18 protein-coding genes and 1 pseudogene are annotated in these 21280 nt (G+C 53.5%); 7 read left to right on the top strand and 12 right to left on the bottom strand.

Features of this window, described 5'->3' with window-relative positions:
• Nucleotides 1-54: 54 nt before the first annotated feature.
• Nucleotides 55-102, top strand: a complete 48-nt coding sequence (gene spfP, locus OGV50_RS23620) for a small protein SpfP (protein WP_071892919.1) — start codon at nt 55-57, stop codon at nt 100-102.
• 287 nt (nt 103-389) lie between these two features.
• Here the strand turns inward: spfP and yihA are convergent, their stop codons facing one another.
• A complete protein-coding gene (gene yihA, locus OGV50_RS07360) occupies nt 390-1022 on the bottom strand; it encodes a ribosome biogenesis GTP-binding protein YihA/YsxC (protein ID WP_024130677.1) in 633 nt (210 codons plus the stop codon).
• 241 nt (nt 1023-1263) lie between these two features.
• Between yihA and OGV50_RS07355 the strand changes: the two are divergent.
• The 3 genes and pseudogenes from OGV50_RS07355 (at nt 1264) to hemN (ending at nt 3738) form a co-directional block, all read left to right on the top strand.
• Nucleotides 1264-1488: pseudogene (locus OGV50_RS07355) on the top strand (hypothetical protein).
• A 178-nt stretch (nt 1489-1666) separates the two neighbouring features.
• Nucleotides 1667-2176, top strand: coding sequence for a Der GTPase-activating protein YihI (yihI, locus tag OGV50_RS07350; protein WP_012133944.1), 510 nt, complete (start codon nt 1667-1669; stop codon nt 2174-2176).
• 188 nt (nt 2177-2364) lie between these two features.
• Nucleotides 2365-3738: an oxygen-independent coproporphyrinogen III oxidase gene (hemN, locus tag OGV50_RS07345; protein ID WP_071259434.1), complete on the top strand. Its 1374-nt coding sequence runs from the start codon at nt 2365-2367 to the stop codon at nt 3736-3738.
• Nucleotides 3739-3828: 90 nt separating this feature from the next.
• Here hemN and OGV50_RS07340 read toward each other — a convergent pair whose 3' ends face one another.
• The 4 genes from OGV50_RS07340 to glnA all read right to left on the bottom strand — a co-directional run bounded on the left by OGV50_RS07340 (nt 3829) and on the right by glnA (nt 8210).
• On the bottom strand, nt 3829-3939 hold the full coding sequence (locus tag OGV50_RS07340) for a YshB family small membrane protein (RefSeq protein WP_096753919.1): 111 nt from the start codon (nt 3937-3939) through the stop codon (nt 3829-3831).
• Nucleotides 3940-4050: 111 nt separating this feature from the next.
• The gene (glnG, locus tag OGV50_RS07335; RefSeq protein WP_047463826.1) at nt 4051-5460 is read right to left on the bottom strand and encodes a nitrogen regulation protein NR(I); all 1410 of its coding nucleotides are present in this window, start codon (nt 5458-5460) and stop codon (nt 4051-4053) included.
• Between the two features lie 11 nt (nt 5461-5471).
• Nucleotides 5472-6521 (bottom strand): nitrogen regulation protein NR(II), encoded by a 1050-nt coding sequence (gene glnL / locus OGV50_RS07330; RefSeq protein WP_047459914.1) that lies wholly within the window; start codon nt 6519-6521, stop codon nt 5472-5474.
• Between the two features lie 279 nt (nt 6522-6800).
• Nucleotides 6801-8210, bottom strand: a complete 1410-nt coding sequence (glnA, locus tag OGV50_RS07325) for a glutamate--ammonia ligase (RefSeq protein WP_024130676.1) — start codon at nt 8208-8210, stop codon at nt 6801-6803.
• 377 nt (nt 8211-8587) lie between these two features.
• Between glnA and typA the strand changes: the two genes are divergently transcribed.
• Nucleotides 8588-10411 carry a ribosome-dependent GTPase TypA gene (typA, locus tag OGV50_RS07320; protein WP_012133937.1) on the top strand — a complete coding sequence of 608 codons (1824 nt, stop codon included), beginning with the start codon at nt 8588-8590 and terminating at the stop codon, nt 10409-10411.
• Between the two features lie 111 nt (nt 10412-10522).
• On the opposite strand, the gene ompL is transcribed toward typA, so the two are convergent.
• The 7 genes from ompL to yihU all read right to left on the bottom strand — a co-directional run bounded on the left by ompL (nt 10523) and on the right by yihU (nt 19361).
• Nucleotides 10523-11215 carry a porin OmpL gene (ompL, locus tag OGV50_RS07315; protein WP_024130675.1) on the bottom strand — a complete coding sequence of 231 codons (693 nt, stop codon included), beginning with the start codon at nt 11213-11215 and terminating at the stop codon, nt 10523-10525.
• Between the two features lie 88 nt (nt 11216-11303).
• On the bottom strand, nt 11304-12698 hold the full coding sequence (locus OGV50_RS07310; RefSeq protein WP_012133935.1) for an MFS transporter: 1395 nt from the start codon (nt 12696-12698) through the stop codon (nt 11304-11306).
• 45 nt (nt 12699-12743) lie between these two features.
• Complete coding sequence (locus OGV50_RS07305; RefSeq protein WP_012133934.1) at nt 12744-14126, bottom strand: MFS transporter; 1383 nt, start codon at nt 14124-14126, stop codon at nt 12744-12746.
• A 45-nt stretch (nt 14127-14171) separates the two neighbouring features.
• Nucleotides 14172-16196 carry an alpha-glucosidase gene (locus OGV50_RS07300; protein ID WP_200093321.1) on the bottom strand — a complete coding sequence of 675 codons (2025 nt, stop codon included), beginning with the start codon at nt 16194-16196 and terminating at the stop codon, nt 14172-14174.
• A 110-nt stretch (nt 16197-16306) separates the two neighbouring features.
• Nucleotides 16307-17548, bottom strand: a complete 1242-nt coding sequence (yihS, locus tag OGV50_RS07295; protein WP_115182264.1) for a sulfoquinovose isomerase — start codon at nt 17546-17548, stop codon at nt 16307-16309.
• A 15-nt stretch (nt 17549-17563) separates the two neighbouring features.
• Nucleotides 17564-18442, bottom strand: a complete 879-nt coding sequence (gene yihT, locus OGV50_RS07290; protein ID WP_286488412.1) for a sulfofructosephosphate aldolase — start codon at nt 18440-18442, stop codon at nt 17564-17566.
• 22 nt (nt 18443-18464) lie between these two features.
• Nucleotides 18465-19361, bottom strand: coding sequence for a sulfolactaldehyde 3-reductase (gene yihU, locus OGV50_RS07285; protein ID WP_024130674.1), 897 nt, complete (start codon nt 19359-19361; stop codon nt 18465-18467).
• A 166-nt stretch (nt 19362-19527) separates the two neighbouring features.
• Between yihU and OGV50_RS07280 the strand changes: the two genes are divergently transcribed.
• Together OGV50_RS07280 and OGV50_RS07275 are read left to right on the top strand one after the other, a co-directional pair.
• Nucleotides 19528-20424 carry a sugar kinase gene (locus tag OGV50_RS07280; protein WP_200093319.1) on the top strand — a complete coding sequence of 299 codons (897 nt, stop codon included), beginning with the start codon at nt 19528-19530 and terminating at the stop codon, nt 20422-20424.
• Nucleotides 20425-20456: 32 nt separating this feature from the next.
• A complete protein-coding gene (locus OGV50_RS07275) occupies nt 20457-21260 on the top strand; it encodes a DeoR/GlpR family DNA-binding transcription regulator (RefSeq protein ID WP_012133927.1) in 804 nt (267 codons plus the stop codon).
• Nucleotides 21261-21280 lie beyond the last annotated feature (20 nt).

Raw genomic sequence — 21280 nt, 5'->3', positions numbered from 1 at the left:
TTTCTGAGCTGCTCAAAAAAGAGTAAAGTTATTCGCGTAGGGTACAGAGGTAAGATGTTCTATCTTTCAGACCTTTTACTTCACGTAATCGGATTTGGCTGAATATTTTAGCCGCCCCAGTCAGTAATGACTGGGGCGTTTTTTATTTTGCTCGTCATACTTCAAGCTGCATACGCGTTGGCTTCGAATTACTCGGCTCATCCATGAGCCTCACCCTTACGGGCCGCCGCTTCGCGGCGTTCAAATCTGTTCCAGACAGATTTGTCGCTCACCCCAGTCACTTACTTATGTAAGCTCCTGGGGATTTGCTGTGTTGCCGCCTTAGAGCAAGAATAAAGAACTGTAGGCCGGATAAGACGCGCAGCGGCGCCATCCGGCATATCGGTGGGTTATTCCCCGTCCTGCGTCTCTTCCACGGGAGCCAGATCGTTAAACCAGCTATCCAGTTTCTGACGTAATTTATCCACGCCTTGCTTCTTCAGGGAAGAAAACGTTTCTACCTGCACATCGCCGTTAAAGGCCAGTACCGCTTCACGCACCATATTCAGCTGCGCTTTACGTGCGCCGCTGGCCAGTTTGTCCGCTTTGGTGAGTAAAACCAGAACCTGAATGTTGCTCTCTACGGCCCACTGGATCATCTGCTGGTCGAGATCTTTTAACGGGTGACGGATATCCATCAGTACCACCAGGCCTTGCAGACTCTGACGTTTTTCCAGATATTCGCCCAGCGCGCGTTGCCACTTACGCTTCATCTCTTCCGGGACTTCTGCATAGCCATAGCCGGGCAGGTCAACCAGACGTTTGCCTTCAACCACCTCAAACAGGTTGATGAGCTGAGTACGGCCCGGTGTTTTGGATGTACGCGCCAGACTCTTCTGATTCGTAAGCGTGTTCAGCGCGCTGGATTTGCCTGCATTGGAACGGCCAGCAAAAGCCACTTCGATTCCGGTATCGGAAGGTAAATGGCGAATATCAGGCGCACTCATCACAAAGTGCGTCTGTTGATAATTCAAATTAGTCAAAGCGGTCGTCTCCGTCAGTCAAAGCTTTGCAGCGATTATACCTGAACAGCGGCAAAAGACGGATTTTTCAGCATGCGGGATGTGTGTAAGCTAAAACCATGCTCTTTGTGAGACATTGCCGATTGTTCTTATGCGAAATTTCAGAGTAAGCGCAGGCCGAAAATTAAGATAAAATAATAAAATCATAACGTTATGTTTCAGGCAATATTCTGAAAAGTGGACATTCGCGTTTCGATTACTTGTGCGTTTATGCCAGAAGAGTAAAGTAGCATCCATAGCGAGGAAGCTGTCAGGATTACGACTCAGGATGAGGGTCAGGAGCGCCAGGAGGCGAAGACGCAGGATTTGTCAGGAAGACAAACGTTCGGAGACGTTAGTAAAAGGAAATGGAAACAACACGGAATGTTTCAGGCTAAGGGAAAAACAGGGCGTGTTGGTAGCCAACAGGGATCGTAGAGCCCGTTAGGGTTGTTAGACAGCAAAAAAGGCGACAGATTACTCTGTCGCCTTTTTTCTTTATAGGGTTTCTGCTAGATTCCGCGGCAAATGAAACTCGTCATACTTCAGGTTGCATGTGCGTTGACTTCCTGCAACTCGAATTATTTAGAGTATATACTGACTAAAACAGCCAAAGACGAATCACTATGAAATCAACTTCTACACCACGCGGTAAAGGTCCCGCAAAAGCGCGTCGTAAAACACGCGAAGAGCTGAATCAGGAAGCGCGCGACCGTAAGCGTCAGAAAAAACACCGTGGTCATGCGGCGGGGAGCCGTGCGACAGGTGACAACGCGGCTTCAGGCGGTAAAAACCAGAACAAGCAGAAAGATCCACGAATTGGCAGTAAAACCCCCATTCCCCTGGGTGTGACCGAAAAAGTCACCAAACAGCACAAACCGAAGAGTGAGAAACCTATGCTTTCACCGCAGGCTGAGTTGGATTTACTGGAAACGGATGAGCGCCTGGATGCGCTGCTGGAACGTCTGGAAGCAGGCGAAACCCTGAGTGCGGAAGACCAAACCTGGGTAGATGCCAAACTGGATCGTATTGATGAGCTGATGCAGAAGTTGGGCCTCTCTTATGATGACGATGAAGAAGAGGAAGAGGACGAAAAGCAGGAAGATATGATGCGCCTGCTCCGGGGCGGCAACTAACGGGTTTACACCGTGGGCCTTCCCGTCCTGCTTATAACCCTTCCGGTTGTATGTTATCTGGTGTGGTTATTCGTTAAACTACAGCGGTTGTCGCGGCGACAGAAGTGGCTGCGCAACCGGTTTATTACCCGTAGTGGGGTAAAGCCGGTACGCCGTACCCGCCAGCGACGCCATCGGAAGGAGTGAGCATGTCTGAACAGTTGATAGACTGGGATCTGGCCCTGATCCAGAAATATAACTATTCCGGGCCACGATATACCTCGTATCCCACAGCGCTGGAGTTTTCGGAAGACTACGGCGAAGAGGCATTTCAGCACGCTGTGGCGCGTTACCCTGAACGTCCGCTGTCTCTGTACGTTCATATCCCGTTTTGCCATAAATTGTGCTACTTCTGCGGTTGCAACAAGATTGTGACCCGCCAGCAGCATAAGGCCGACCAATATCTCGATGCGCTTGAACAAGAAATTATTCATCGCGCGCCGCTGTTTGCCGGACGTCGCGTTAGTCAACTGCACTGGGGCGGCGGAACGCCAACGTACCTGAATAAAGCGCAAATCAGTCGGTTAATGACGCTTCTGCGTGGAAACTTTCATTTTAACGACGACGTCGAAATCTCGATCGAAGTCGATCCCCGTGAAATTGAGCTGGATGTGCTCGATCATTTACGCGCGCAAGGGTTTAACCGCCTGAGTATGGGGGTGCAGGACTTCAATAAAGACGTTCAGCGTCTGGTTAACCGCGAGCAGGATGAAGAGTTTATCTTCTCGCTGCTCAATCATGCGCGCGAGATAGGCTTCACCTCGACGAATATCGATCTGATTTACGGGCTGCCAAAGCAAACGCCGGAAAGCTTCGCCTTTACGCTCAGACGCGTGGCAGAGCTGAGCCCCGATCGCCTGAGTGTCTTTAACTACGCTCATTTGCCCACGTTATTCGCCGCTCAGCGCAAAATCAAAGAGGCCGACCTGCCCAGCGCGCAGCAAAAACTCGATATCCTGCAAGAGACCATCTCGTCGCTGACGGAGACGGGCTATCAGTTCATCGGGATGGATCACTTTGCCCGCCCGGATGACGAGCTGGCCGTTGCCCAGCGTGAAGGTGTTCTGCATCGTAACTTCCAGGGCTATACCACTCAGGGCGATACGGACCTGCTGGGGATGGGCGTTTCCGCCATCAGTATGATTGGCGACAGCTACGCGCAGAACCAGAAAGAGCTGAAGCGCTACTATCAGCAGGTGGATGAGCTGGGGAATGCGTTATGGCGCGGCATTGTGCTGACCCGCGATGACTGCATTCGTCGGGATATTATTAAGTCGCTGATCTGCAACTTCCGTCTCGATTACGCAGCGGTTGAACAGCAGTGGGATCTCAACTTTGCGGCGTACTTTGCGGAAGATTTAGCGCTGCTGGCGCCGCTGGCGAAAGATGGGCTGGTGGATGTGGATGATAAGGGGATTCAGGTTACGCCGAAAGGCCGTCTGCTGATCCGTAACATCTGTATGTGCTTTGATGCTTATCTGCGCCAGAAAGCGCGGATGCAGCAGTTCTCACGGGTGATTTAGTGGCGTTGCCCGGTGGCGCTACCGCTTACCGGGCCTACAAGTTAACATCAACCGTAGGTCGGATAAGCGGTAGCGCCATCCGGCACGCATTTAGCTAAACAGCCCAACCAGCGCTGCACACAGCACTGCGGCAACCGCAGTTTGTGGCGTGTGGCTGTCGACCGCTCCGCTCGATACCAGATTGATTAATGATTCCAGCATGATGATTCTCCCTGTTTGCCGGGCATGATCATACTCAACTCATCGGAACAGTAAAGCGCAAAATAACGGCAATTTGCGCTTAAATATTAATCTTTACACAACGACGAATCGTCACTCCATACCCAGCTCTTTTAGCTTGCGAGTCAGGGTGTTACGACCCCATCCCAGCAGCCGTGCTGCTTCCTGTTTATGCCCCTGGGTATGACGCAGCGCGGTGGTTAACAGCGTACGCTCCAGCTCAGGCTGCGCTTCAGAAAGCAGGTTTTGATGACCGGAACGCAACGCGCGATCCGCCCACTGCGCCAGCAATGTGGCCCAACTGTCTGACTGTATGTGCGACTGGCTGTCTGGCACCGTGGCTTCAAACAGCTCGCCGGGTAAGTCCTGAATCAGAACCTCCTGTCCGGCGGCCATCACCGTTAACCAACGGCAGGTATTCTCCAGTTGACGCACGTTGCCAGGCCAGGCCAGACGCGTCAGCGCCGCTTCGGTTTCCGGGTGGAGCAATTTGGCTTCGACGCCCAGCTCGCGGGCAGCCACTTGCAGGAAATGCCGCGCCAGGCGTGGAATATCTTCCCGACGCTCGCGCAGCGGCGGCAAATGTACGCGAATCACGTTCAGGCGGTGGAACAGATCTTCACGGAACTTACCTTCCTGTACGCGTAATTCCAGGTTCTGATGGGTGGCGGCGATAATCCGCACATCAACCTTCACCGGCGCATAGCCACCAACGCGGTAAAACTGCCCATCGGCTAAGACGCGTAGCAAACGCGTCTGCACATCCAGCGGCATATCGCCGATTTCATCGAGAAACAGCGTGCCGCCGTCGGCCTGCTCAAAGCGCCCCTGACGAATGGTATTCGCCCCGGTGAACGCCCCTTTTTCATGACCAAACAGTTCGGACTCGATCAAATCCTTCGGAATAGCCGCCATATTCAGGGCGATAAAGGGAGCTTTAACGCGTGGGCTATGGCGATGCAGCGCATGGGCGACCAGCTCTTTACCGGTCCCGGACTCGCCGTTGATCAGCACGCTGATAGACGAGCGTGAGAGGCGGCCAATAATGCGAAAGACATCCTGCATCGCGGGCGCTTCGCCGATGATATCGGTTGTCGGGCCGTTGATCTGGACATTGCGTGGCTGTTGCTGCTCCTGATAATGGCTGATCGCGCGTTCAACCAGCGCGACCGCTTCGTCAATATCAAAAGGCTTTGGCAGATAATCAAACGCGCCTTGTTGATAAGCGCTGACGGCGGCATCGAGATCGGAATGCGCCGTCATTATGATGACCGGAAGCATGGGGTGACGCTGTTTGATCTGTTTTAACAGCGCCAGTCCGTCCATTCCCGGCATACGGATATCCGACAGCAGGACATCCGGCGTTTTACTCGCCAGCGCGTCCAGCACTTCGTTGCCGTTTTCAAATGTGGTGCAATGTAATCCCGCCCCGGCGAGCGCACGTTCAAGCACCCAACGGATGGAACTATCGTCATCGACTACCCAGACTATCCCTCGTTGCATAAACGTCACCTTTATTTCCTGATAGGCAGGTAAACCGAGAACTCGGTATGACCCGGCCAACTGGTAAATTCAATTTTGCCGGAATGCTGATCAATCAAATTACGGGCAATGGATAAGCCCAGCCCGGTGCCGCCTTCGCGACCGCTGACCATCGGGTAAAACAGCGTGTCCTGTAAATGGGACGGAATACCCGGCCCGTTGTCCTCAACGTCGATGCGCGCCGCCAGGCGATAACGCACGCCATGCAGCGTCAGCTGGAATGCGGTACGGGTACGCAGAATGATTTCACCGCCTTCCGGCCCTAACGCCTGTAAAGCGTTACGCACGATGTTCAGCAGGACCTGTTCAATCTGGTCCGGGTCGTGAGGCAGTTCCGGCAGACTGGGGTCATAATCACGAATCAGCGTGACGTTCTCCGGCAGCTCCATCGACACCAGTGCGACGACGCGTTCTGCGACTTTGTGGATACTCTCCGTGACGTGCATACCCGGCTGTTGCGGCCCCAGCAGTCGGTCAACCAGATTACGCAGCCTGTCGGCCTGCTCAATAATGACTTTGGTGTACTCCAGCAACGCCGGGTCAGGCAGGGCTTTACTGAGCAGCTGGGCCGCGCCGCGTAAACCACCAAGCGGGTTTTTGATCTCATGCGCCAGACCGCGCACCAGGTCGCGGGCGGCGATTTGCTGGGCATGCTGAAGCTGTTCCTGGCTCAGGCGACGCTGGTTATCCATCGGCGCCATTTCCAGCAGGATGAAGTTATCCGGCAGGCGCTGGGCGGTTAGCGAGAGAATATGAGAGCGTCCGTCGATCACCAGCGTGACTTCGTTGTCCGTAAATCCCTGACCCGCTTCCAGGCTTTCGCGCATCAGCCCAATATTTAATGAAAAATAGCTCAACAGCTCAGGCAGCGGCGTACCAAACAGCTTGCGGGCGCTTTGGGCGAGCAGCTGTTGTGCGGCCGGGTTGGCGTAATGCACCGCCAGCTCGTCGTCGACCAGTAAAATGCTGTTGATTAAAGAATTGAGGATCTGCCCAGCATCGGGCTGCGTGCCTGTTGCCATTTAGCAGTCTCCTGGAATAGTTTGCACCAATTTAGTGCATTATAGCTTTTTACGTGTAAAAAGCGCGTGGGATCAGAACGTTGGTGGAGAAAAAAGCCCATCGTGTGATGGGCTACAGATGAGTGGCAAACGTTGTGCCGGATGGCGGCTTTGCCTTATCCGGCCTACAAGGTGATGTTACCGGTAGGCCTGATAAGCTTGCGCCATCAGGCGTCTTATCATTCGCCATCAATCTCAAACCTGCCTGAACAGGCTAAAAGTTCCACGGCAACTCAACGATTAAACGCTGTAGTACAGCTCAAACTCTACCGGGTGCGGCGTCATGCGCACGCGGTCATTTTCTTCAATGCGCAGGGCGATGTACGCGTCGATCGCTTCATCAGTGAACACGCCGCCTGCTTTCAGGAATTCGCGGTCAATATCCAGCTCGTTGAGCGCTTCTTCCAGAGAGCCTGCAACCTGTGGGATCTCTTTCGCTTCTTCCGGCGGCAGGTCATACAGGTTTTTGTCCATCGCTTCGCCTGGGTGGATCTTGTTCTTAATACCGTCAAGACCCGCCATCAGCAGAGCGGCAAAGCACAGGTACGGGTTCGCAGCCGGGTCCGGGAAGCGCACTTCGATACGACGCGCTTTCGGAGAGGCAACAACCGGAATACGGATAGAGGCAGAACGGTTACGGGCGGAGTAGGCCAGCATGACCGGTGCTTCATAACCCGGAACCAGACGTTTGTAGGAGTTAGTGGTCGGGTTCGCCAGGGCGTTGATCGCTTTCGCGTGTTTGATTACGCCGCCGATGTAGTACAGCGCCTGCTCAGACAGACCCGCATATTTGTCGCCGGAGAACAGGTTAGTCCCGTTTTTGGACAGGGACATGTGGCAGTGCATACCGGAACCGTTATCGCCGAACATCGGTTTTGGCATAAAGGTCGCGGTTTTACCGAAACGGTGAGCGACGTTGTGCACAACGTATTTGTAGATCTGAATTTCGTCCGCTTTTTTGGTCATGGTGTTGAAGCGGGTTGCCACTTCGTTCTGACCTGCGGTTGCCACTTCGTGGTGGTGTGCTTCTACAACCAGACCCATTTGCTCCATAACGGAACACATTTCAGAACGGATGTCCTGAGAAGAGTCTACCGGCGGAACCGGGAAGTAACCGCCTTTTACTGCCGGACGGTGACCTTTGTTGCCACCTTCGTACTGGGTGGAGGAGTTCCATGCGCCTTCGATATCGTCGATAGCGACGTGGGAACCGGAGATAGAAGAACCGAAGCGGATATCGTCAAACAGGAAGAACTCTGGCTCTGGCCCGAACAGAACGGTGTCTGCGATGCCGGTAGAGCGCAGGTACTCTTCCGCGCGCTTGGCGATGGAACGCGGGTCGCGATCGTAACCTTGCAGGGTGCCTGGCTCCAGGATGTCGCAACGAATAATCAGCGTAGAATCAGCGTAGAACGGGTCAATGACCGCAGTGGATGCGTCCGGCATCAGAACCATGTCGGATTCGTTGATACCTTTCCAGCCACCGATCGAGGAGCCGTCAAACATTTTGCCTTCTTCAAAGAATTCGGCATTCACCTGATGAGCAGGAATCGTGACGTGCTGTTCTTTACCTTTGGTATCGGTGAAGCGCAAATCAACAAACTTCACTTCATGCTCATTCAGCATCGTCAAAACGTGTTCAGCGGACATACTTAACTCTCCCGGATTGGTCATTGTCGTCGTGGTAACGAAGTCTTCAATTCTGCAAAAATTGGCCGTGTCGCCGTAAAAAATACAAAGCGAAATCTGTGCCAACTTTTAAATTGCCCCTAAAAGGCGTTATCATGCGCACCATCGTGCAAAAGGGCCGCACCATAGTGGATATGTTGCACCAATATAGTGCTTTAATGTGAACATTAAGCACCATGTTGGTGCAATGGACAGTGAGTGACCCTTTTAACGCTCCGTGAAAGCGATCACAAAGAAACTCTGCAATACTTGTTTGCGGAGGATCTCTGTGATCCTGTTTTGTAGTGCGATTAATCCGTGTACAATAACGCGCTATTTCTAATGCCTGAGGCAAAGTTGTGATCGAAAATTTGCGTAACATCGCCATCATCGCGCACGTTGACCACGGTAAAACTACCCTGGTCGATAAGCTGCTACAGCAATCCGGTACGTTTGATGCGCGTGCCGAAACTCAAGAGCGTGTGATGGACTCCAACGATTTGGAGAAAGAGCGTGGGATTACCATCCTCGCTAAAAACACTGCTATCAAATGGAATGATTACCGTATCAACATCGTTGATACCCCAGGACACGCCGACTTCGGTGGTGAAGTTGAACGTGTAATGTCCATGGTAGACTCCGTGCTGCTGGTGGTTGACGCATTTGACGGCCCGATGCCGCAGACGCGCTTCGTGACCAAAAAAGCCTTTGCTCATGGCCTGAAGCCGATTGTTGTTATCAACAAAGTTGACCGTCCTGGCGCGCGCCCTGACTGGGTTGTAGACCAGGTATTCGACCTGTTCGTTAACCTCGACGCGACCGACGAACAGCTGGACTTCCCGATCATCTACGCTTCGGCGCTGAACGGTATCGCAGGTCTGGATCACGAAGATATGGCGGAAGACATGACCCCGCTGTATCAGGCGATCGTTGACCACGTACCGGCACCGGACGTTGACCTGGACGGCCCGCTCCAGATGCAGATCTCTCAGCTGGACTACAACAACTATGTTGGCGTTATCGGCATTGGTCGTATCAAGCGCGGTAAAGTGAAGCCGAACCAGCAAATCACTATCATCGATAGCGAAGGCAAAACCCGTAACGGTAAAGTGGGCAAAGTGCTGACTCACCTGGGTCTGGAACGTATTGATAGCGACCTGGCGGAAGCGGGCGATATCATTGCAATCACCGGTCTGGGCGAGCTGAACATCTCCGACACCATCTGCGATCCGCAGAATGTTGAAGCGCTGCCAGCGCTGTCTGTTGATGAGCCGACCGTTTCTATGTTCTTCTGCGTAAACACCTCTCCGTTCTGCGGCAAAGAAGGTAAATACGTGACCTCTCGTCAGATCCTTGAGCGTCTGAACAAAGAACTGGTACACAACGTTGCGCTGCGCGTTGAAGAAACCGAAGATGCGGACGCGTTCCGTGTATCCGGTCGTGGTGAACTGCACCTGTCCGTTCTGATTGAAAACATGCGTCGTGAAGGTTTCGAGATGGCGGTTTCCCGTCCGAAAGTTATCTTCCGCGAAATCGACGGCCGTAAACAAGAGCCGTACGAAAACGTCACGCTGGACGTCGAAGAGCAGCACCAGGGTTCTGTGATGCAGGCGCTGGGCGAGCGTAAAGGCGACCTGAAAAACATGAATCCAGATGGCAAAGGCCGCGTACGTCTTGACTACGTGATCCCAAGCCGAGGTCTGATCGGTTTCCGTTCAGAGTTCATGACCATGACCTCCGGTACGGGTCTGCTGTACTCCACCTTCAGCCACTACGACGATATCCGTCCGGGCGAAGTAGGCCAGCGTCAGAACGGCGTACTGATCTCCAACGGTCAGGGTAAAGCGGTTGCGTTCGCACTGTTCGGTTTGCAGGATCGCGGTAAGCTGTTCCTGGGTCACGGCGCGGAAGTTTACGAAGGCCAGATCATCGGTATTCACAGCCGTTCTAACGACCTGACCGTAAACTGCCTGACCGGTAAGAAACTGACCAACATGCGTGCGTCTGGTACTGACGAAGCAACGGTTCTGGTTCCGCCGATCAAGATGACCCTGGAGCAGGCTCTGGAGTTCATCGATGACGACGAACTGGTAGAAGTGACTCCAACCTCTATCCGTATTCGTAAACGTCACCTGACGGAAAACGATCGTCGTCGTGCAATGCGTGGCGCGAAAGAAGAGTAATACGGGCTTACAAAATCGGCCTGATAACTCCGATTCGTAGGCCGGATAAGGCGTTAGCCGCCATCCGGCAACAAAAAGCCGCTGATTTCAGCGGCTTTTTTATTATCCTGTTCAGAAGAAATATTTTACCCCGACACGAATCTGGTTTTGCTCCCGATGGTAGGGTTCCACATTGCGATCCAACCAACGTAACTCTAAGTACGGCAGCCAGTTCTGGTTAATCCGGTATCTGAAAGTATTGGTAATTTCCCAGTGGTGTTTGGTTCCGTTGCTGCTGTTAAAATCATTCACATTATAAAAATAGTGTGGCTCAAAAGTATAAGAAAATTTATCAGTAATGATGAAATTCCAGTAGTTGCCGATTTCATAGCTATCGTTATTATCTAATTCACCATTTAAATCAGTAGAACTGTAGTTATTATGGTTGTAACGGTTACGAACCGTCAGGTTAAACCACGGCGTGAATTTATAATTGACGTCCAGATAAACAGCGCCGCCAGAACCGATGCTTTTATCGTTTATCAGACCACCGGGTTGAATGGTTAACCGGTCCGTCGGTTTAAATAACGGATACCAACCCTCAATTTCATTATAACCATGCTTTAATTCATCATCACGCTGTAGCGTATAGGTGTTGGTCAACATAATTCCGGCCCCCATATCGGAGTTGTAACCAACGCGCAGCATGAATTCCATTTGATCGGATGCCAGATTATAGGCCTCGCGGTTTTCCACATACGCGCCCGCAAAAACAGAAGTGGAGATAACAGAGGATAACAGCATTATTGTGTTCAACGTTTTCATAGTAAATCCATTTTTTAAGCGTAGGGAGCCGCTATCCATCGAAATGGATAGAGCGGCAATTATTTTATTTAATTAGAACAGAGGTTTTTTAATGGCTTACAACGCCGGTTTGTATCGATTGTTTCTTTCGTTGGCTAATTTCCTCAATAATAAAAGCAAAACGTTTTTCATTGAGCTTATAAAAAAAGCCCATTGTGAGTGCGGCGATAATCGCCAGGCCGCATGGCCAGAGAAATATCAGCTGACGCAGGCCAAGTAACGTCTCCGCACTTTGCGCTATGTTCGGCACGTAGCCAATTTGCGTCAGCATAATGCCGGGCAAGAAACCCGCCAGCGCCGCAGAAATTTTTCGTGAGAAGGTATAACCGGTATAGACCGACCCTTCCGCACGAATACCTGTTTTCCATTCGCCGTAATCGACCGTATCGGGAACCAGCGCCCAGTTCAGGCTGTTAACGAACGCGGTGCCGAAAAACGCCATGCAGGAGAAGATCACGAACAGGAAAGAGGTTCCGCCCCAGAGAAAGTTCAGCACATCGCCGATAGCCCACAACGTCAGGCCGCCGAGATAGACCTGCTTTTTCCCAAACCGTTTTACGGTTACGGGTACCAGCAGTACACCGACCAGAATGCACCCCATACTGAAAAATCCCATCCATGACAGCAAATGGATGTCGTTCAGCACGTACTGGGTGTAATAGACCTGAATCGCCAGTTTGATGTTAAACGCGGCCAGCGTACATAAGTTGGCCACGCAGAGCACCAGCAGCGGCGGATTGCGGAAAATCGCACAGAAGGATTTAAGAATGCTGGGCTTATGGTGGGCCGGAACGATATCGATATACCGTTCTTTCACCCCGCTGAAACACCACCACATACTGAACAGGCCGCAAACGGAGAAAATCAGCGCGGCTACCAGATAACCCAGAGAAGATGACTGGGTAAAGAGCGCCTGAATCGGCATAAAGCCAACGGTACACAGCAACAGACCGAGCGTTGCGCCGCCCTGACGCCATGCTGCGAGTTGGGCGCGCTCATGCGGGTTTCTGGTGATAGCGGGCACCATCGCCCCGTATGAGCAATTCATCAGGCTGTAAAACAGGCCAAACAGCATGAACAGTACGGTTGCCAGCGCTGTTTTGACCGTCAGCGTAAAATCGGTGGCGAGAAACTGCGCGCTGGCAACCAGCGCGACAGGAAATGATGCATACAGAATGAAAGGGCGAAACTTACCTTTAGCGCCAATATGACGACGGGAATCCAGCAGCACCCCCGTCAACATATCGGTGAACGCGGTAAAGAACTTCGCCACCAGAAAGATAATCCCACCGTAATATGCGGGCATCCCCAGTTCATCGGTATAAAACTTAAGCAGATACAGCGTACCGATACACAGCATCAAATTTGAGCCGAAGTCACCCATGCCATAGGCATATTTTTCCCGTAGGCTCAGTTTTAGCGTCAGCGGATCATGGTCAGACATAATCGCTCCTCAATAACGCCCCGAAGGGCGCCTTTATTATCATTGTTAAGCCGTTTGTTTACGGGCTTCTATCTCTTCAACGATGCGGACATACATCTTCTCGTTGAGGTTGTAGAAACATCCCATTGCGATGATGGTTATCACCGCCAGCGCGCACGGATAAATAAAGATCAACTGCCGCAAACCTTCGACAGTGCCTGCCGATTGCACCACATTGGGCACGTAGCCGATTTGGGTCAGCATCCAGCCGGGGAAGAAGCCCGCCAGCGCCTGAGATACTTTACGGAAGAAGGTAAAACCGGTGTATACCGTTCCTTCTGAACGCACGCCGGTGCGCCATTCACCGTATTCCACCGTGTCGGAGACCAGCGCCCAGTTCAGGCTGTTCACAAACGCTGAACCGAAAAACGCCAGGCAGGAAAACGCGACAAAACTGACCGAGCCGCCGCCAAAGAAGTAGTTGAGAAGATCGCCGATAACCCAAACCAGCAGGCCGCCGATGTAGACCTTTTTCTTGCCGAAGCGTCTTACCGCGCCGGGCATTAAAAAGACGCCGATAAAAATGCAGCCCATGCTGAAAAAGCCCATCCAGGAGAGGAGGATCGGGTCATTCAGTACGTACTGGGTGTAATACACCTGGATCGCCAGCTTAACGTTGAAAGCGCCCAGGGTGCAGAGATTCGCGATACATAAAATGAACAGCGGACGGTTCCCGGCAATGGCGCGAAACGACTGGAGCAGCCCCGGTTTTTCGGTCGCTTCAACCGGTTTTACCTCCACATAACGCTCTTTGACGCCTGCGTAGCAGAGCCACATAAACAGCAGGCCAAACAGTGAGAACAGCGTGGCGGCGAAAATATAGCTTAGCTGTGCGTTCCCTTCGATCAGATTCATCACCGGAACAAAACCGACGGTGCACAGCAGCAGGCCGAGCGTGGCGCCGCCCTGACGCCAGGCGGCAAGCGAGGCGCGCTCATCCGGGTTTTTGGTAATGGCGGGCACCATCGCGCCATACGAACAGTTCATCATGCTGAAGAACAGGCCGTACAGCATAAACAGCACCGTCGCCATCACCGTCTTGCCAGTGATTTCAAACGGCGTGCCGACAAAGTTGGCGATGGCCAGCAGGGTCACCGGAAACGCGGCATAGAGCACGAACGGACGGAACTTGCCTTTCGGGCCGATTTTACGCCGCGAGTCGAGCATAATCCCGGTGCCCATATCGGTGAAGGCGGTAAAGAATTTGGCGATCAGGAAAATAATACCGCCATACGTGCCCGGTAGACCCAGCACATCGGTATAAAACTTAAGTAAATAAAGCGTACCAATATCCAGCAGGATATTGGAGCCTAAATCACCCATCCCATAGGCAAGTTTTTCTTTAAACGGCAAGCGTAGGGTCGCCGGATTTGATGATGTTTGACTCATTATTTTTCTCCATATGCCCGTGAGTTTCCCCACGGGCGAGCCGTATTAGATAGTGCGTAAAGAGGCAAACAGAGATGCCCACTCGCTCTCTGCACGGTAAAAGACCGGAGGCTTGCCGAGCGGCGCGTCCACGGTAATCTCGCCGCCGCGAAGCGTTTCGCCCGTCCACGCGTTGATCCAGTTATCCTCAGGCAGATATAGCGTCCAGTCGCGGCGTCCTTGTTCGTGGACCGGCGCAACCAGCAGGTCGCGACCCAGCAGATACTGGTACTTCAGGGTGTAGGTCTGCGCATCGTCCTCGTAGTGCAGGAACAGCGGGCGCATGACCGGCAGACCGGTTCTGGCGTTCTGCGCCACCGCCTGTTTGAGATACGGTTTCAGGGTGGTAAAGACGGTTGTCATACGGGCAAAGTGGGCGATAGTTTCCGCGTCGCCATCAAACTGCCAGTTATCGCCGGGGCGGTTCCCTTCGTGGGTACGCATCATCGGGGTGAAGGCGCTGAAGTCACACCAGCGCAGCAGCAGCTCTTTGCTGCGCTTCATGTCGAACAGGGTGGTATAACCGCCAATATCGCTGTGATGCAGACCGTGACCCGTCATTGCCAGCGACAATGCGGCAGGCACCACGGAGGCGAGACCGTCGTCCAGACTCCAGTCGACGTTCTGATCGCCCGCCCACATCATGGTGGAGTATTTCTGGCTGCCGGTATAACCCGCACGCATAAAGAACAGGATCTCGCCCAGCTTGCCGGTCTCTTGTAGCGCTTCGTAGTTACATTTCGCCCACAGCGCCGGCCAGGCGTTATGCATAATTTCCGCGCTGACGCCGTTATGCAGGTAAGTGTCGGTTGGCAGGTATTCCCCGAAATCTGCCATCCAGCCGCCGCAACCCAGCTCAATCATGTTTTTCTTGATGACATTCTTGAACCAGTCATAGGCTTCAGGATTGGTCAAATCCACGACGCCGCCATAAAACTCGCCGAACTCAACCAGATAGTCATCGCCCGCAGCGTCTTTTGCCAGATAACCGTGTCTGGCCGCTTCGGCGCAAAGATCTTTATCGCTGGCGACATAAGGATTGATGTAGGAGAGGAACTGCACGCCTTCTTCTTGCCATTGTTTGATACGGGTATCCAGCTGCGGGTAGTTGTCGCTGTTCCACTTCCAGTTCCACATCACGCGTTTGCCAAAAGAGGTCATGCGGATGCCGGACCAGTCCTGCGCCCAGATGCCATTCACCTTCACGCCTGCGTTGCGCATGGTGTCCAGCTTCTGCTGGCAGACGTCGGTGCCGCCCTGAATGCCGAGCGTCACGCCGTCGTAAACCCAGTCCGGCAACACCGGCTGGCGGCCTAACAGCGCCGTCAATTTTTCCAGCAGGGCGATGTAGCTGTCGGCGCATTCAAAACGCAGGGTGGCATTGTCTTCCCATAGTGCCAGCTCATGGTATTCCGGCGCGCTAAAGTCGAAATTCATGTAGCAGCTGTTATCGACGTGGCAGTAGTACTTTTGCGTGCTGACAAAAGTGGGCTGTGGGAAAAAGGTCCAGTAGTAATCCCCGCCCGCGTTTTCTTTGCAGTCCGCCTGCCAGGTGACATAGCTGTTTTTGTTGCGCCCGACGCCTTGTTCGCTGGTCCAGAGCGGGAAAGGCTTGCCGCGCAAATCGAAATAAGAGAACTGTTCGCCGCAGCCATAGATGTGATCTTCTGGCTGGGCGGCCAGGCGTAACCAGATGCGGTTATGGGTAAGATCGCTGTTTTGCAGTTTCAGCGTCAGGCGGCCCGCCTCATCGGTGGCGATGTGTAACGCCGCGCTGATGGCATCGCCGCGATTGAAATGGATCAACCAGCCATCCGGGGACTGGCTTATCGTTGCGTCAGTCAGCGCGATTTTCTCATTCAGCTTATCTTTTATGCTGAAATTACCGCGAAACATGTCGATATCGGCGACGCCGGCGCCAATCCACAGGCAGGGATTTTCTGCGCTGTGGGATAGCAGCAGACGATCTTGCCAGTTCAGGGTGAAGCCGCCATCGGTTGTTGTCAGGGTGATATTGTGTAGGGTATGCATAAGTTTTCTATCCTCAATGTTGCCGGACGGCAGCGCTCTTGCCTACAGTTAGCATGGCGCTCGTCGGCCGGATAAGACGCCTTAACGTCGCCATCCGGCATGTCATATTGTTATTTCGCATTGCTATCCAGCAGGCCCGCAGCAACGGCGGGCGCCAGCCCCGGTGCCAGCGGCAGGCGCGGGATCACCAGGCAGTGCAGCAGGTGGTAAATATCCTGCTTGCCGTCCCACACTTTGGTGGTCACCTGGTTATTGGTATCCAGCTCCTGCCACCACGAACCGTTCTCGTAGTCCATCAGATAAGTGATGCAGTAATCCCACCACTTCTGATACCAGGCTTCGTATTGGCTATCGCCGGTGAGGGTATACAGGGCGTAAGCGGTGCCCATTGCTTCCACAATCGGCCAGCGTACTCTTTCACGTACAATCGGTTTGCCGTCCCAGTCCACGGAGTAGACGAAGCCGTCTGCACCATCGGGCGCCCAGGCGTCGCGAAGGGTGGCGTGGAATAACCCTTTGGCATCTTCCAGCAGCCAGGCGGGAGGAGTTTCAAAACGCGCTTCCAGGGCCGCATGCAGGTGCAGCATCAGGCGACCCCACTCGATCCAATGCCCCGGCGTGCCGCCGTAAGCGCGGAAACGGTGGGCAGGGTTATCTTTGTTGTAATCGCGGATGGGGTTCCACTGCGCATCGAAGTGCTCGTTGACGCGGTAGTCGCCGTTGCGGGCCACATCGTGAATAATGACGGAGGCGATGCGCAGCGCGCGGTCGAGCCATTTACGATCGTGGGTCACGTCGTACACGATCAAAAAAGCCTCTACGGCATGCATGTTGGCGTTGCCGCCACGGTAATCTTCGGTCTGGCTGAAGGCTTCGTCCCAGGACTCCAGGCACATTTGCTCCTCTTCGCTCCAGAAGTATTTTTCGATGACCTCGATCGCGTCATCCAGCAGTTTTCTGGCCTGTGGATGGCCCGTGGTGACGGCGCTTGCCGCCCCTAACAGGACGAAGAAATGCTGATATCCCTGTTTGGACGCGTCCATCACGCCTTCATCGTTTACACAGGCATACCAGCCGCCGTAGCGCCGATCGCGTAACGCGCCGTTCAGCGCGTTAATTCCATGCTCGACTAACTGATATGCGCCCGGACGGCCCATCGATGCAGCAACGGAATAAACGTGCAGCATACGGGCGGTAATCCACAGGTGCGTACCCATCTCCGCTCTGATCTGTCCCTGATTTCCCAGCCAGCCGAAACCGGTAGGTACTGCGGATTTTTTCCCAAAGTCAAAAATGCGATCGGTTTCTTGCTCCAGCCAGCGGTTGTGGCTCAACGTGTTAAACCATTTCATGCTTTCATCCTCACATTAACGACGGCGGGCCATCATTTCGTCGACGATCTCACCCAAACGCTGCAACTTAGGCACAGAAATATCACGCAGCATCAGTTTGGTATCCGGCAGGCCAATCACCGATGACCAGACGGCGCGACCCGCCAGAAAACCGGATGCGCCCGCAGTCATTGCGACTCTGACCGCCCGAGGGAACAATTTTTCATCAATACCGGAGGAGAGGATGACCCACGGCATATTGATATGCTCGTTCAGGCGCTGTGACGCGGCGAGAAGGTCGTGCTGCGCGCCTTTGCCGTACAGCGGCATTTCAACTTTGTAGAGATCCGCGCCGCTGTCGCCCAACTCTTTCGCGGCATCAATGATGGCCTGTTCACGGTCGAACTTATCGCCACGGCGAGGTGGGCGCACAACCGGTTCGATAATGCTCACCAGACCATTGCTGTGGCACATCTCATTAAATTCTTTGACCATATCAAGACGCTGTTGGGCATCTTCATCGCTGCGCCAGAGCACCAGCAGTTTTAGCGCTTTACCGCCGTCTTGCTTTATCGCTTGTGGATTGATTTTTTTATCAATGACGACGCTATCGACAGGAATGCCATTGCCGGGAATGAACGCATCGGCGGCGACGATCATGGCGCAGTTTTTTGCAATCGCGTTTTGCTCCACCACCTGGCGGTAACAGAACTGTTGGTCAATCAGAATGGCGGAGGCATAAGGAGACAGCGCTTTTGCGGCATTCACTTTGAAATCCGTCAGTACGCTGTCGGCAACAGGAGACTTCGCACCAGCAGCTGCAAACATTAAGCGCATCGCTTCACGCTGATCGACCGCCAGCATGGCAAAGCCGCCGGATGCGCGCGTAATGTCTTTGATGGTGTAGTTGTTCATTCAGTTTTCCTTTATTCAGTCGTTACATTTTGAATTTGTTCGGTAATCCGGCGCTGTTACGCACCTGTTCGAGAATGGCTGTCCAGTCTTCCCGGCCACGACCGGCGGCGCGAGCCTGGTTATAAACTTCACGGGATGCGGCGCCGAGCGGCATCGGCACATGCAGTTGGTTGGCAACATCCAGTGCAATCCCCAGGTCTTTGTGCGCCAGATCGATCATGAAGGAGGGAGAAAGGTCGCCTTTCAGCACTTTGTTCGGCCAGGAGGTGGTGAAGTGGCCTTTGCCTGCCGGGGTTCCGCTCATCACTTTTAACGCGACGTCGAAGGAGAGGCCCAGCGCTTCGCATAACGCGGCGGCTTCGGCAGAAAGCGCATTCAGCGCGATGCTCATATAGTTATTGATAAGCTTTACGCGAATCCCCATGCCGGGGCCGCCAGCGTTAATCAATTCATTGCCCATCGCCATCAGTACCGGCGTTGCGCGCTCCACCTGTTCTGCGCTGCCGCCTGCCAGTAATAGCAACGTCCCCGCAATGGCGTGATCGGATGTTCGACCGACCGGGACATCCATCATGCTGAACCCTCTGGCGCGCATATCTGCGATAAGTTTGTCCGTCTGTAGCGGATGGATGGTGGACATATCGATCACCAGCGCGTCCTGTGACAAGCCTTCGCAAACGCCTTGATCGCCGAATAACACGCTGCGAACGAGATCGCCATTAGGCAGCATTGTGATGACAAACTCGGCCTCTTTCGCCGCCTGCGCCGGGCTGCTGGCAGGACGAGCGCCTTTTTCCACCAGGGTCTGTATGGCGTCGGGGTTCACATCAAAGACGCTGAGCTGATGGCCCTGCTTGAGCAAATTACTCGCCATGGGCGAACCCATCTGGCCTAATCCAACAAATGCAATCACTGCCATATCGTTCTCCTGAAACGTAAATGTCATTTTTTGTCACTTGCGTGACGCTGATTTTGTCTGTTTTTGATCGTATTTGTAATTTATGGTCAAAAAATTGACAGCCGTCACTTTTTAAACATTTTGCGAAATTAAAATAATCGCATCCCGAAATGCTTAAGGAATGACCATGATTCGTGTTGCTTGTGTGGGTATCACCGTGATGGATCGCATCTATTACGTTGAAGGTTTACCGACTGAAGGAGGTAAATATGTGGCGAAACGTTATACGGAAGTGGGCGGCGGGCCTGCTGCAACTGCCGCAGTGGCTGTGGCGAAACTGGGGGCGCAGGTGGACTTTATTGGGCGTGTGGGAGATGACGACACCGGAAACAGCCTGCTGGCGGAGCTGGAATCCCTGGGGGTAAATACCCGCTATACCCGGCGTTACGCGGGGGCGAAGTCCTCACAGTCTGCGGTCATCGTCGATGCGAAAGGGGAGCGGATTATCGTCAATTATCCCAGCCCGGATTTATTGCATGACGCTGACTGGCTTAATGAGATCGACTTTTCTCAATGGGATGTGGTGCTGGCGGATGTTCGCTGGCATGAAGGGGCGAAACGGGCGTTCACGCTGGCGCGCCGGGCCGGAGTCATGACGGTTCTGGATGGCGATGTGACGCCACAGGACATCAGCGAGCTGGTGGCGTTAAGCGATCATGCCGCCTTCTCTGAACCGGGTCTGACGCGCCTGACGGGAATACAGGATACCGTAAGCGCGTTAAAAAAATCACAAATGCTCACAAATGGACATGTCTATGTCACGCGCGGCAGTGAAGGATGCGACTGGTTAGACGATAATGTCTTCCGGCATCAACCCGGATTCCCGGTAGAGGTGGTCGACACCACCGGCGCGGGGGATGTTTTTCACGGTGCGCTCGCCTTTAGCCTGGCGGGTGGAACGCTAGTCGAAGAGGCAGTCAGGTTTGCCAGCGGCGTGGCCGCACTGAAATGCACCCGACCAGGCGGGCGTGCCGGAATCCCTGACTGTGATCAAACCCGATCTTTTCTGTCACTTTTTGTATAAAATGTAAGGCAATGGTTTTTCGAGGAATTTGCATGAGTCTTACTGAACTGACCGGTAACCCACGGCATGATCAGTTGCTGGCGCTGATTGGCGAGCGCGGTTACATGAATATTGACGAACTGGCTGGCCTGCTGGATGTGTCCACGCAGACCGTGCGTCGCGATATCCGCAAACTGAGCGATCAGGGATTGATTACGCGTCATCACGGTGGCGCGGGACGGGCTTCCAGCGTTGTGAATACCGCCTTTGAGCAGCGAGAAGTCTCCTGGACGGAAGAGAAAAAAGCCATCGCGGAAGCGGTGGCGGACTATATTCCAGACGGCTCCACGGTCTTTATCACCATTGGTACGACCGTTGAGCAGGTAGCGCGGGCGCTGTTAAACCACAATCATCTGCGCATTATCACTAACAGCCTGCGTGTGGCGCATATTCTGTACAATAATCCGCGTTTTGAAGTGATGGTGCCTGGCGGAACGCTTCGCCCGCATAACAGCGGCATTATCGGCCCTTCTGCGACGGCGTTTGTGGCGGGGTTTCGTGCGGACTATCTTGTCACCAGCGTCGGTGCGATAGAAAGCGATGGCGCGTTGCTGGAGTTTGACGTCAATGAAGCCAGTGTGGTGAAAACCATGATGGCTCACTCCCGGCATATCCTCCTTGCTGCCGATCATACGAAATACCATGCTTCCGCAGCGGTAGAGATTGGCAACGTGTCGCAGGTAACGGCGCTGTTTACTGATGAGTACCCAGGCCCGGCATTGCATAACCTGCTTCAGTCACAGCAGGTTGAGATTGTCCAGGTTAGCCCAGGCCAGGATGACGCAACGTCAGTCTGAAGGGGTTATAAAAAGAACCG

Source organism: Citrobacter sp. CK180 (assembly GCF_030333655.1).
Classification (GTDB): domain Bacteria; phylum Pseudomonadota; class Gammaproteobacteria; order Enterobacterales; family Enterobacteriaceae; genus Citrobacter_B; species Citrobacter_B koseri.
This window is presented reverse-complemented; position numbering and strand designations above follow the sequence as displayed.